Origin of the sequence: uncultured Mesonia sp., assembly GCA_947499595.1 — a bacterium.
GTDB classification, from domain to species: domain Bacteria; phylum Bacteroidota; class Bacteroidia; order Flavobacteriales; family Flavobacteriaceae; genus Mesonia; species Mesonia sediminis.
Window position 1 is genome coordinate 102,718 of record CANMOY010000006.1, and the last position, 13,776, is coordinate 116,493.

At 36.6% G+C, this 13,776-nt stretch carries 11 protein-coding genes; all 11 read right to left on the minus strand.

Annotated elements, in window-relative coordinates:
- Positions 1-96 precede the first annotated feature (96 nt).
- Entirely contained in the window at positions 97-1,539 is a 1,443-nt protein-coding gene (gene asnS / locus ACH2AZ_RS08715) for an asparagine--tRNA ligase (protein WP_394907530.1), read from the minus strand.
- A 287-nt stretch (positions 1,540-1,826) separates the two neighbouring features.
- Positions 1,827-3,428: a fused MFS/spermidine synthase gene (locus tag ACH2AZ_RS08720; protein ID WP_394907531.1), complete on the minus strand. Its 1,602-nt coding sequence runs from the start codon at positions 3,426-3,428 to the stop codon at positions 1,827-1,829.
- Between the two features lie 69 nt (positions 3,429-3,497).
- Positions 3,498-5,894, minus strand: a complete 2,397-nt coding sequence (locus tag ACH2AZ_RS08725) for an RND family transporter (RefSeq protein WP_394907532.1) — start codon at positions 5,892-5,894, stop codon at positions 3,498-3,500.
- Between the two features lie 61 nt (positions 5,895-5,955).
- Positions 5,956-8,391: a DUF5686 family protein gene (locus ACH2AZ_RS08730; protein WP_394907533.1), complete on the minus strand. Its 2,436-nt coding sequence runs from the start codon at positions 8,389-8,391 to the stop codon at positions 5,956-5,958.
- 74 nt (positions 8,392-8,465) lie between these two features.
- Positions 8,466-9,020 carry a ribosome recycling factor gene (gene frr / locus ACH2AZ_RS08735; protein ID WP_394907534.1) on the minus strand — a complete coding sequence of 185 codons (555 nt, stop codon included), beginning with the start codon at positions 9,018-9,020 and terminating at the stop codon, positions 8,466-8,468.
- Positions 9,021-9,066: 46 nt separating this feature from the next.
- On the minus strand, positions 9,067-9,774 hold the full coding sequence (gene pyrH / locus ACH2AZ_RS08740; protein ID WP_147861614.1) for a UMP kinase: 708 nt from the start codon (positions 9,772-9,774) through the stop codon (positions 9,067-9,069).
- Positions 9,775-10,044: 270 nt separating this feature from the next.
- Positions 10,045-11,010: a translation elongation factor Ts gene (gene tsf, locus ACH2AZ_RS08745; RefSeq protein ID WP_394907535.1), complete on the minus strand. Its 966-nt coding sequence runs from the start codon at positions 11,008-11,010 to the stop codon at positions 10,045-10,047.
- Between the two features lie 97 nt (positions 11,011-11,107).
- On the minus strand, positions 11,108-11,878 hold the full coding sequence (gene rpsB, locus ACH2AZ_RS08750) for a 30S ribosomal protein S2 (protein ID WP_147861612.1): 771 nt from the start codon (positions 11,876-11,878) through the stop codon (positions 11,108-11,110).
- A 160-nt stretch (positions 11,879-12,038) separates the two neighbouring features.
- Entirely contained in the window at positions 12,039-12,425 is a 387-nt protein-coding gene (rpsI, locus tag ACH2AZ_RS08755) for a 30S ribosomal protein S9 (RefSeq protein ID WP_147861611.1), read from the minus strand.
- Entirely contained in the window at positions 12,426-12,881 is a 456-nt protein-coding gene (gene rplM / locus ACH2AZ_RS08760; protein ID WP_379043911.1) for a 50S ribosomal protein L13, read from the minus strand.
- A 232-nt stretch (positions 12,882-13,113) separates the two neighbouring features.
- Positions 13,114-13,740, minus strand: coding sequence for a hypothetical protein (locus ACH2AZ_RS08765; RefSeq protein ID WP_394907536.1), 627 nt, complete (start codon positions 13,738-13,740; stop codon positions 13,114-13,116).
- Between the last annotated feature and the right edge of the window lie 36 nt (positions 13,741-13,776).

Genomic DNA, 13,776 nt, shown 5'->3' on the forward strand with positions numbered 1-13,776 from the left:
GCTATAAATAAAAAACCCAGTGAGAACTGGGTTTTTTATGTTTAAATCCGCCTTGAGCGTAATAATAAAATTAATTCTTAGGCATATGAAGAGCTATTAAAACTCTGCGTTTTGGGGTGTTCTAGGAAAAGGAATTACGTCTCTAATATTACTCATTCCGGTTGCGAAAAGCACCAAACGTTCAAAGCCCAGTCCAAAACCACTGTGAACACAAGAACCAAAACGGCGGGTATCTAGGTACCACCACAGTTCTTCTTCGTCTATATTAAACTCTTTCATTTTTTCTTGTAGTACCTCTAAACGTTCTTCACGTTGCGAACCACCTACCATTTCGCCAATACCAGGGAAAAGAACATCCATGGCTCTAACGGTCTTGCCGTCTTCATTTAAACGCATATAAAAGGCTTTTATTTGCGCAGGATAATCAAATAAAATTACTGGGCACTTAAAGTGTTTTTCTACCAAATAACGTTCGTGCTCACTCTGCAAATCGGCACCCCACTCTTTAATTAAATAATCAAATTTCTTCTTCTTATTGGGTTTAGAATTTTTAAGAATTTCTATGGCCTCTGTATAGCTTACTCGTTTGAAATTATTTTCTGTAATAAACTTTAATTTTTCTCGTAAAGGCATGGGCGCTCTATCTTTTTCGGGCTTTGCCTTATCTTCTTGAATTAATCGGTTTTCTAAGAATGCGAGATCATCATCACAATGAGTAAGTACGTAGTTTAAAACATATTTAATAAAATCTTCAGCTAAATCCATATTGCCATCTAAATCACAGAAGGCAACCTCTGGCTCAATCATCCAAAATTCAGCTAAGTGTCTTGAGGTGTTTGAGTTTTCGGCTCTAAAAGTAGGTCCAAAGGTATAAACTTGACCTAGGCCCATAGCATAAGTTTCGGCTTCTAACTGTCCGCTAACGGTAAGATTGGTTTCTTTTCCAAAGAAATCTTCTTTAAAATTCACTTTACCATTCTCATCTTTGGCGGGGTTGTTTAGATCAAAGTTTGTAACGCGGAACATTTCGCCAGCACCCTCGGCATCACTACCCGTAATAATAGGGGTATTTACGTAATAAAATCCGTTCTCATTAAAGTATTGGTGTACCGCAAAAGATAATTTGGCACGTACGCGCATAATGGCACCAAAGGTATTGGTACGTACGCGCAAGTGAGCTTGCTCTCTAAGTTTTTCTAGACTATGACGCTTGGGAGATAGGATGGTCTTTTTTACATCATCAGAGTTGGCTTTACCTAGAATAGTAATCTCTTTGGCAGCAATTTCTACCTTTTGCCCTTTACCTTCGCTTTCTTTTAAGGTTCCAGTAATATGTAGCGCAGCGCCAATATTAATTTCATCTAAGATTTCTTGTGGTGTATTTTCAAAGTCAACTACAGCTTGTATATTATTTATCGTAGAACCATCATTAAGAGCAATAAATCGGTTACTTCTAAAGGCACGTACCCATCCTTGCACGCTTATTTCTTGCAGTACAGGATCGGTTTTTAATACTTCTACAATTTTTGTGTTTTTCATGTCGTTTGCATTTGTAGGGCAAAGATAATTTTTTCGACATAGCTTTTAAAACACTAAGGCGGGAATTTTGGTTGCTTACAACTTAATTCGATATAAGTTGACACAAAAAAAGGGGGTTAAGGTAAAAACTAAATTTACGATAAGTACGAGTTTTTTAAAAGCGGCCTTTGCGGATTGCACCGCCCACTGGATAGTGGGAGCAGAATCTTATTGATGTTCTAAAAGTTAAACGATTTTTAGGGTGAAGCCGTATCAATTATTTAAGGCGGGTAGTCTTCGGCTTTAGCTTACTTACGCTTTTCGCGGATATGTAAGTAGTGGTCTCTGAGTAATAAGTCGGTTTTGTTTTTATCATCGGTGAGTAATTCCGCTGGGACGGAAGTATCAAAATCATTAAAAAAAACTTCGTATTGGCTGATGGGGCCTGCCGAAAGGAGCATGTCTTCAGCAACAAAAATATTGTTTTTATCTATGGGTTTATTTTTGGTGGCAACAAACAAAACATCGCCATACCGGTTATTGGGTGCTTTAACGGGATTAAACATACTAACCTCAAATCCGGCTTGACCTAGGGTTTTATGCAGGCTAGGTACAAACTTGTTTTTAGAAAAGTCTTGAATACCGCCATGTTCAATTATTAAAGTACCTTGATCGGGTAATAGATTATACATTTTTTTAAAACTCTCTAAGGTCACCAATTGCTTGGCTACATTTTCGCCAACAATAACATCGAGTACAATGATATCGTATTGTTTTTGTGCGGTATTAATAAAGTAGCGCCCATCGGTAATATGACTTTTTTCGGGGTGTGGTTTCATTTTAAAATACTTTACCCCATAATCGTAAATGCGCTGGTCAATCTCCACGGTTTCTACATCTATATTGTACAATTGCATGTCTGAGTATATATTACCTGCACCTAGACCTACAATTAGTGCTGATTCTTTCTTAGGCAATTGTCCTACCAAATTGCGAATAAAGTTTACATAATAAACCAAACTGGCTTTTGGGTAGTTGAGCACGGCTTGATTTTGCATTACATTGTTAACCTTAAGCATTCGTGCCTTGAAAGGCCGACCATCTGGACTTTTTAAATTTTGATTGCTGATGCTGATTTCGCCTAATAAACCTTCTGAATATTCTACTAAACTTTCACCCTTAGCGTGAATGGGTGAATATTCTTGATAACTTACATAAGCTTGCCTAAATTGAGCTAAAATTATCAATGCTAAAACCAAGCCCATCGGTACAGAAATTTTTTGACGCAATAATAGTACAGAAGAAAACAATATTACGAAAGCACCTAATAGAATAACCGGTAAGCTAATACCGTACTCAGGAATAATTAAAAAACCGAAAAGCAGGGTGAATAAAATACCGCCAAAAGTAGAAATGGCGTAGATGTTACCAGCAGATTTGCCTGCCCGCTGTACCGTTTGATTGATTTGCGCAATGATCATTGGGCTCATCATACCCATTAGAAAAACGGGAGGAAATAAAAAGATTAGTTGCGAAATAATAATCCCGGTGAAGAATGGGAGTTGAATGGTTTCTTGCATAACGGTTCTGCCTAAGCTAGGCTGTAGCATCACCATTAAACCACTTATGAGAAAAACTAAAAAAATTGCTTTTGGTGTGCTGGTTTTTCTTTTGGTGGTGGCATAACCGACAGTATAGTAACCTGTCATTAAGGCTAACAAAGTAATTGACAAGGTTGCGGCCCAACTGTAAAGAGACGAGCCAAAAAAGGGAGCTAAAATACGAGCACCGGCGAGCTCGGTTACCATAACTACACCACCTTCTAAAAAAGAGATGAGATAAAATAAATTACCCCCCCCCCCTTTTTTTTTAATCTTTGAAAGATTGGGTTTAATTTTTAAATTAAGCATAATTTTTATGTAAAAGTATTGGGGTAAATATATAAATTATAACAAATAGACCCAACAGGATAATTGGTTTTATTCCTTATCCTCCATCTCTTCTGGTAGAATTTCTAAGTTTGGTTCTTTAAAATCTTCTTTATTAGCAATGCTTCTTGCTAAAGAAAGCAATAAAGAAGGGAGCAGAAGTAGGTTAGAAAGCATCGCAAATAGCAAGGTTGCAGAAACCAGTCCGCCTAATGCTTTAGTACCTCCAAAACTACTAATCATAAAAACAGAAAAACCAAAGAAAAGTACGATTGAGGTGTAAAACATACTTACGGTAGTTTCGCGTAAGGCGGGGTACACCGATTTGCTAATTTTCCAATTTCTGGCCTTGAGTTCTTGCCTGTATTTAGCTAAGAAGTGAATGGTATCATCTACCGATATACCAAAAGCAATACTAAACACCAAAATTGTAGACGGCTTGATAGGAATGCCTAAAAAGCCCATCATACCTGCGGTAATAAGAAGGGGGAGTAAATTGGGAATTAGCGATATGATAATCATTTTAAATGACCTAAACATCCAAGCCATAAAAATAGCGATAAGCAGAATGGCTAAAGACAATGACATTACAAGGTTTTTAACCAAATAATTGGTTCCTTTTTGAAAAACCAGAGCCTTACCTGTCATGGTAATTTCATAGCGATCTTCGGGAAAAAGCTTGTTGATTTTTGGCCATATTTGATCTTCAATAGCTTCCATTTCTTCGGTGCCAATATCTTTCATAAAAACCGTCATTCGGGCAAATTGACCAGTAGAATCTATATAAGCATTCAGCTGATTGCTGCCTTTAGTATTTATACCTTTTAAATACGGAAAAATAAAATTTTTCTCTTGTGAAGTAGGCAGTTGGTAGTATTCTGGGTTGCCGTTGTAATAGGCTTGTTTGCTATATTTCACCAGTTCTACCATCGATACAGGTTTAGACAGTTCGGGGTACTCGGCGAGCAGATCTTGCAAGTCGCGCATGCGTTTAAGCGTACTTAAATTGGTGACGCCTTGAGGTCTTTTAGTATCAATCAATAGTTCGAGTGGCATAATGCCATCAAATTCTTCTTCGAAGAATTCGATGTCTTTAAAAAAGGCCGCCTCTTTAGGCATATCTTCGAGTAAGCTACCCGAAACCCTAATGGTATAAATACCAATAATACTTATTACCAAAGCACAAATAGAAACAATATAAATGGTAATGCGCCTATGTTTTACCATGCGCACAATCCAATTTTCAAAGCCTTCTATCCAGGTTTTTCCTAAATGCCTTAAATGTCGTTCTTTGGGCAAAGCCAAATAGCTGTAAATGATAGGTATAATTAAAAGGCTAAGAATAAAAATAGCCACTATATTTATTGAAGCTACAATACCAAATTCTTTAAGTAAGGTGCTTTCTGTAATAATAAAAGTAGCAAAACCAGAAGCGGTAGTTACGTTTGTCATCAAAGTTGCATTTCCAACCTTAGCTATAACCCGTTGCAATGATTTTGCTTGATTACCATGCTTTTTTATTTCTTGCTGGTATTTGTTAATTAAGAAAATACAATTAGGAATTCCAATTACAATAATAAGTGGCGGAATAATAGCGGTTAAAACGGTAATTTCATAATGCAGTAAACCTAAAACTCCAAAAGCCCACATTACTCCAATAATAACCGTAAGCATAGAGATTAAAGTGGCGCGCACCGATCTAAAAAAGAAAAAGAAAATCAGTGAGGTTACCAACAAAGCACCCCCTACAAACCATTGAATTTCATCGATGATATTTTGGGAGTTAAGCGTGCGGATGTAAGGCATACCCGAAACGTGAATTTTAATATCATTTTCTTCTTTAAATTCATCTAAGACCGGTTGTAGTTTTTCGAGTATAAAGATTTTTCTTTCTTTGCTATTTACAATGGCCTTATCTATGTAAACTGCGGTTTGTACCGTATTTGATTTTTTACTGTAAACCAAACCTTCATAAAAAGGCAATTTCTCAAATAATTGAGTTTTGAGTTGTTGGGCTGTAGCCGAATTGATGCTAGCACTGCTATCAATTACAGGAACCAACTCAAACCGAGCTGGATTTTCAAACTTTTTTAATTGTTTTAAATTATGTAAACCTAGCGTTTGATCAACCTCTTGAAAAGTACTTAACTTTTTAGCAAGTTGATTCCAAGCATTTAATTTTTCTGGCGTGAATAAAAGCGAATCGTTGGTTGCGATGAGTAAAACATTTCCTTCTTCACCAAATGTGTTTACAAATTTTTGATACTCTTGGTTAACTGGATGGTGATCGGGTAGCAAGTTGGCTTCGGTGTATGAAAACCGCATGTTTTTCCATTGCATCGCCAAAAAAGTGGTCATGGCCACAATTCCTATAATAATAAGGATTCTATTTCTTAAGATAATACGTGCTATCGTATTCCAAAAACCAAAACTAAACAGCTTAGACATGAGTATGAATTAAGGCTGCAAAGGTATAAAATGATACCTAATAATAGGGTGATTTTAGCAATTAAAGCTTGAAGTAAAAGGTGAATTTTAGACTGATATTTTCTTCTAATTGAGGCAAGTGATAGGCTCCGTAGCGGTAGGCAAAGTTTAATCCGAAACCAAAAAGTATATTGTTTAATTCTATACCCGCTTCGTGATAACCTTTGTTTAGCGTATTAAAACGCACCCCCAGGTGTCTGTCTTTCGCTTCAAAATCGCCAATAGCGTGGCGCGAAATAAATACCAGTTGAGGTTGAATACGCTGTGATATAGTAAAGGGGCGTAATTTATGTTTTATTTGTAAACTGGCCTGCTTGTCACTAAAAAACTCACTAAAATACATGGTTTCAAAGGTTCGTCTACCCGCCACAGAAAACCGATTCATAATGGTTGCTTTATTAGGGCTATTAGGAAAAGCATGAAAAGTATGGGTTAGTGGTAAATCTCCAAAACCTGCGTTGGCTTCGGCAATGAATTCGGTGTTTACCTGAGTAATGCGTTCTATAGTATATTGCATTTTAAGTCCTAATTTGGTATAGTTGTAATCACCGTTTAGTATTCCTTTTATAGCTCGTTCTACTTGGAAACTGAATTGCGGATAGCCCACCTCGACTTCTATATTTTTGTTGGGCGCTTGTAAAAATGTACTTTTAGGACTGTACCTAAAACTTGCTGTAAATGCGGTAATATCATAGGCTTTTCTGGCGCGCTGATTGTCGATGTAGCGGTAACCACCAGTCTGATTGATATTGGTTTTGGCTACCTTAAATTCGCTTAAAAGCGAAGGGGCAATTTGGTGTTGCAGGTTAGCTTGATAAGATTCGTATTTAAAGTAAAAGTTGATGTTTACCAGGCGAGGCTCAAATAGTGAATAAACGCGCGCATCTGTGAGGTATTTAAAAGTTCCTATTTCTTCAATATCATTTATATAACTCAGGTTTAACCAAGTATTTTTATTGGGGTTTAGCTGATAGCCTGCACCAATTTTATATTTAAAAGCTCGGTCTTTAAACCCATAAACACTGTAGCCATCAATTCTAAAGCGTTTAGCAAAATTTTGATTAGTTACTCCCCCAGCGCCCAGCCTAAATCCTTCGTAATCGTTATATTTAACAAGTGTACGTAAATCGAGATTAAAAAAGCCAATGGGTAAATAACCGATATTAAAATTTTGAAGTAGATTAATCTTTCGGTCAATATGTTGTTTCTCGATTAGCCGCTCCACACTTGTAAATGTTCGCTGATCTCTGGAGGTGTAGGGGATGCTCCGATTTTGATGCCAAAACTCAGTATTTCGCTCGGTTGCCCTGGCGGATAGGCTAATGGCGGCTTTCTGATTTAATAATTGTTCTTGGCTATTAAACTTCCAGTTTGAGTTGGTGCTAATAGCTTGTAAATATTGTGCTTGCTCATTAGACTTATTTGAAGTTAAACTTCCTAAGCTTATACTTCCACCAAAAATAGATACTTTTTTACCACCGGTTCCCGGTTTTAAAAGAATCTCATTTCTTACAGGAAACCAAATATCTTGTTCTGGAAGATAGGTGAAATTTTGCGTGGCCTCTATTTCTAACTCCCCTTTTAATTGCCCTACTGCTTTCTGGAGTCCATAGTTTAAAGTGTCGATGTATAGTAGTCCTTCTAGTGAGGCTACGGTTTTTTGACGTTTGGGTTGAAAGTAAATCACGTACGCAGGGCGAGTACTTTGGGTAGTGTCTAATACTTTATAACGATAGTTTCTAAAAGGATTTTTTGCCAGAGGGCCGGCATAGTCATTTCCAAAAACCGTATATTTTTCTTTATACCAAGAAGGGGACTGAATGTTTAACGATAGCATCTCAAAAACCGGTTGCTTAAAGCCAGCTGTTCGGGTGCCTAAAATTTTTTCCTGTAAGCCTTTGTCGTTTGTATATTCAAAATTGCTAAATTCCTCGGTTAAATAAGCGCGGCCTTGATTTAAAATGGTAGAAACACTTGTGTTGGTGGTGTCTAGCTCAACTTTAAAATTTGCTTTTTGGTTATCGATTATTAATTTGAGGTAGTTATTATAGCTGTAATTTTTAAATTTAAGATCGGGGTCGTTGTACGCTTTTTGCTGAATGCTTTTATTGATAATACGTTGAGCAAGTTGTTGTGTAGAGGTTACAAAAACTTCCTCGAGTTTTTCTGGATCTGGTTCAAGTTGGATAAGATAATAGGGGTTTGAACTAATCTTTATCTTTTTACTGATGTAGCCTAAGTAACTCACTTTTAAATATCCTTGCTTTTGGCTAACATTGAGATTAAAACTTCCGTCAATATTGGAGAGTTCGGTTTGATCTTGGTTCACCCATTCAATTCTAGCATAGGGTATAGGAGTTTGATCCTCTTGTGATACTATTTTACCTCTAAGTAGGTGTTGGGAATGCGCAAAGCCTCCAACCAACAACAAAAGATAAAGAAATGTAAACCTATGCATGAATAATTTTATAAGATGCAAGTAAATAAAAAAAGCGACAAAATTGTCGCTTTTAAAAGATTTTAGCAAAAGAATTAAACCGTCATAATTTCTTTTTCCTTTACTTTTAGAATGTCATCTATTTGCGTGATGTGTTTATCGGTAAGCTCTTGCACATCAGCTTCAGCTCCTTTTAGCATATCTTCAGATAGATCTAATTTTTTCAATTCGTTATTGGCATTTTTTCGATCATTACGTACACCCACTTTGGCATCTTCGGCTACAGCTTTAGCTTGCTTGGCTAGTTCTCTACGACGTTCTTCGGTTAAGGGAGGAACATTGATAATTACACTTTCTCCGTTATTCATAGGGTTAAAGCCTAGGTTGGCATTCATAATCCCTTTTTCAATTTCGGGAATCAATGATTTTTCAAATGGCTGAATAGAAATGGTACGTGCATCTGGGGTATTGATATTTCCCACCTGGTTAAGCGGTGTTTTGCTTCCGTAATACTCTACCAAAACCGAACTCACCATATTAGGACTAGCTTTACCGGCTCTAATTTTAATTAATTCTTTTTCTAAATGCTTAATAGCATTTTGCATGGCCTCCTCGGTGCTGTCTATAATTAATTCAATCTCTTCGTTCATGGTTTTACAATTTATAAACTGGTTGTCAAATATACGATAAGTCTTTTTACAAGTTTACTTTAGTACCAATGTTTTCGCCATGTACTACTTTTAATAAATTACCGGGTTTGTTCATGTCAAATACAATTATCGGCAATTGGTTTTCTTGGCTCAAGGTAAAAGCGGTAGTATCCATAACTTTTAGTCCTTTGCGGAGTACATCATCAAAAGTAATAAAATCAAATTTTGTTGCTTCGGTGTTCTTTTCGGGATCTGCTGTGTAAATTCCATCTACCCGTGTGCCTTTTAAAATCACATCGGCGTTTATCTCTATGGCACGTAGTACGGCTGCAGAGTCTGTAGTGAAATAAGGATTACCTGTACCACCGCCAAAAATTACCACACGGCCTTTATCTAAATGTCTCATAGCCTTTCGGCGGATAAAAGGTTCGGCAACTTCATTAATTTTTACTGCTGATTGCAGGCGAGTAGGAATTCCGGCATCTTCACAAGCACTTTGTAGGGCTAAGCCGTTGATAACCGTGGCTAGCATCCCCATGTGGTCACCCTGAACGCGGTCCATACCCTTGCTGGCTCCGGCTACTCCTCTAAAAATGTTACCACCACCAATTACGATAGCTACTTGTACGCCTTTATCGGTAACCGATTTAATTTCTGCGGCGTATTCGGCGAGTCTTTCTGGGTCAATCCCATACTGGCGATTGCCCATCAAAGCTTCTCCAGATAGTTTTAATAAAATTCTTTTGTATTGCATAAGTTGTGTCGTAAAGTTGGGCAAATATACGCATATTCTAAAGTTTGAAAAACGGCATGTAAAAAAACCATTCATTTAGCAAGACCTTTTTGGGGTAGCAAGAATGTTTTAGGCTTTAAATTTTGTTATTGAGGATAGAGTAGAATAGCATTAATTGAGTGGTAATCTTGGGTTTAACTTTTTTTTAGCTTAAAAACAGTCTATTTAAGGCAAAAAAAAGCCTACAACTTTTTAAGTTGTAGGCTGTGTTTATAAGTGTTTGGATTTTAATTATCCTAAAGAAACACGCTTAAATTCAGTAATGTTAACCTCTCCGTAAGAAGCTACATACTCGGCTACGTTTTTCTTATCATCTTTGATAAAAGTTTGGTCTAATAAGCACATTTCTTTATCAAGTGTAGTGTTGTCAGATAGGAAACGATCCATTTTACCTGGTAAGATTCTATCCCAAATTTTCTCTGGTTTTCCTTCAGCTTTAAGTTCTGCTTTCGCATCTTCTTCGGCTTTAGCCATTACTTCGGGAGTAATTTGTGACATAGAGATAAATTGTGGTACGTTTTTCTTGGTTTTTCCTAAACGCTCAAGCTCTATATTTCCTTTTTCAATTTCAGCAATTCTAGCTTCGGTTTCAGAAGCTACGAATGCAGGGTCAAGATCTTTGTAAGACAATGCTGTTGCGCCCATTGAGGCAATTTGCATGGCAACATCTTTACCTAAGGTTTCTGCGTTATCTACTTTAGCAGAGAATCCAACTACAGCAGCAATTTTATTAATGTGCACGTAAGACGCTACAAAAGGAGCTTTAACTACCTCAAAAGCATTAATATCTAATTTTTCACCAATAACTCCAGTTTGCTCAACAAGTTTATCGGCTACACTCATCCCGTTAAAGTCTGCAGCTAAAAACTCTTCTTTAGTTTCATAGTTTAAGGCCAATTCGCCCAACTCGCTTGCTAATTGCAAGAAATTCTCGTTTTTACCTACGAAGTCAGTTTCGCAACCTAAAACAATAGCTACACCTTTGTTTTCTTCGGCGTTTACTTTGGCTACAGCAGCTCCTTCAGAAGACTCTCTGTCTGCTCTTTTTGCCGCTACTTTTTGCCCTTTTTTACGTAATACTTCAATAGCCTTGTCAAAGTCACCTTCGGCTTCTACTAAAGCTTTTTTACAATCCATCATACCGGCACCGGTAGATTTTCTTAATTTATTTACTTCTGCAGCAGTTATTTTTGCCATTTTTTTCAGATTTTAATTTTAAAAAGCAAAGTCGTTTGCAACTCTATTTTACAATAAAATTACTAAACGACTTAGCATAGATTATAAAACGATTATTTTATTTGTCTTCTTGAGTTGCCTCTTTAGTTTCGGCTTGTTTTTTTGCCGCTTTAACTTCTTTTTTAGCGTCTTTGTCTGCTTTTCTTTCTTGCAAACCGTCAACTATAGCATCTGAAACGTAAGAGATTACTTTCTTAATTGATTTAGAAGCGTCATCGTTTGATGGGATTACGTAATCTACCTCACGTGGGTCAGAGTTGGTATCAACCATCGCAAAAATAGGAATGTTTAATTTTTGAGCTTCTTTAATCGCGATATGTTCACGAGTAATGTCTACTACAAATAGAGCTCCAGGTAAGCGTGTCATATCAGAGATAGAACCTAAGTTCTTTTCTAATTTTGCACGTAAACGGTCTACTTGTAAACGTTCTTTTTTAGAAAGTGAGTTGAAAGTACCATCTTTTTTCATTCTATCGATAGAAGCCATTTTCTTTACGGCTTTTCTAATCGTAACAAAGTTGGTAAGCATACCTCCAGGCCAACGCTCTGTAATGTATGGCATATTTGCTCTTTCAGCTTCTTCTGCAACAATTTCTTTTGCTTGTTTTTTGGTAGCTACAAATAAAATTTTTCTACCGCTGGCAGCGATTTTGCTAAGGGCGTTTGCCGCCTCTTCCATCTTAGCTGCACTTTTATATAAGTTGATGATGTGAATCCCGTTGCGCTCCATGTAAATGTAAGGCGCCATGTTGGGGTTCCATCTTCTTGTTAGGTGACCAAAGTGTACACCTGCATCAAGTAATTCTTTAACTTCTACTTTGTTTGCCATTTTTGTAATAGTTTACGTTCTGTTGAGATAGCAATAAACAAGTGGCTTACTTGTGTAATGGCCTTGCCTATTTAGATGCTAAACTAACTTCCGCTTTAAGCGAAATAACAACAAATACTTTAAATTTAAAATTAATTTTTTAATTCGTTCCAGAAATCGATTAACGTTTCGAGAATTGGAATTTCTTACGTGCTTTCTTCTGACCAAACTTCTTACGCTCAACCATTCTTGGGTCTCTAGTAAGTAAGCCTTCTGGTTTTAAAGCCGTTCTGTTTTCTTCGTCGATTGCACACATAGCTCTTGCAATAGCTAAACGTACAGCTTCTGCTTGACCAGTAATACCGCCTCCTTTAACGGTAACATTTAAGTCGAAAGCTTCTTCGTTACCAGTTAACATTAAAGGTTGGTTTACTTTGTATTGTAATGTACCTGTTGTGAAATAATCGTTAACCTTTTTCTTGTTTACTGTAATTTCACCTTTACCTGCTTGTACGAATACACGTGCTACGGCAGTTTTTCTACGACCTATTTTGTGAATTGTCTCCATTTACACCAGTTCGTTTAAATTAATATTCTTTGGTTTTTGTGCTTCGTGCTCGTGCTCAGAACCAACATAAACCTTTAAGTTTTTGAATAAGGCCGAACCTAATTTGTTTTTAGGTAACATCCCTTTTACAGCTTTTTCAATAACTCTTCTAGGGTCTTTTTCAAATAAGCCAGCTGCATTCAAGCTTCTTTGTCCGCCTGGGTATCCAGTGTAACGGATATACTCCTTAGCTTCCCATTTTTTCCCTGTAAGGTTGATTTTTTCTGCGTTTATAACGATTACGTTATCACCACAATCAACATGCGGGGTGAAATTAGGCTTGTGCTTTCCTCTGATCAACTTTGCCGCGATCGAAGAAAGACGACCTAACGATTGTCCTTCTGCATCTAACACAACCCACTCCTTATTCACGGTGCTTTTGTTGGCCGATACGGTTTTGTAACTTAATGTATTCACACTAAATAAATTTATAAATTAAACATTCCTTTCCCATTCCCGATTGAGGGAAATGGGTTGCAAAAGTACGATTTTTAATTTATTGAACAAGCCTGTCTTGTTAATTTTTATGTGAAGAGACTCAATTTCAATTGTTTGATCTGGATATATGCCTGCAAATACCCATGCTTTACCGTTCTATAGTATTGTGTATTGTGATAAATTTGTTGGTTTATAACTAAAAAGACCACAATTATAAGAAACCGGCCTGTTTTAATTCTTTTTGGATGCTAGCAATATCTTCTGGGATATTATGAACGTTTAACCAATTAAAGTCTAAACCGTGGTGGATACACTTTTTTGTTAACAACTCATTCTTTACTATATTTTCTGATAATTCTTTTAATAGGGGTTGAAATTCTAGGTGTAGGTCTTCATGCATCTTTTTAATTTGAACCAAACATTTAAAGATGCGTTTAATGATGTAAATATAAAATTTTTGACTAGCATAAAGGTTACTATTTTCAAATAACGAGGTGCCATACTTCAACAAGTTGTTGAGCATTAAAAGATTTAAATATACTTCGCCAAATTGATCTTTGGTAGTGCGACTGTGATCGCTGATTTCTGAACTGAGTCGGCTGGTGAATACCTTTAGTTGGTTGAGTGAAACCGATTCTTGTGCAATTTTTTTACTGATTTTTAAAATATGTTGCTCTAAGATAGCTCTGCGCTCATCTACATTTTTATCATCAATTAACCTAAAATGCAATTGCTTGATTAGGTTTTTGTCCTTTTTAAGCAGACGCAATAAGAGTTGGTCTTTTTCTTTTTGTGACAAGGCTAAAACCGCTTCTTTAAAATCGTTTGAAAATTTCATAAGCTATCTTTTTAAATTAATAGTAAGGTGATGGCT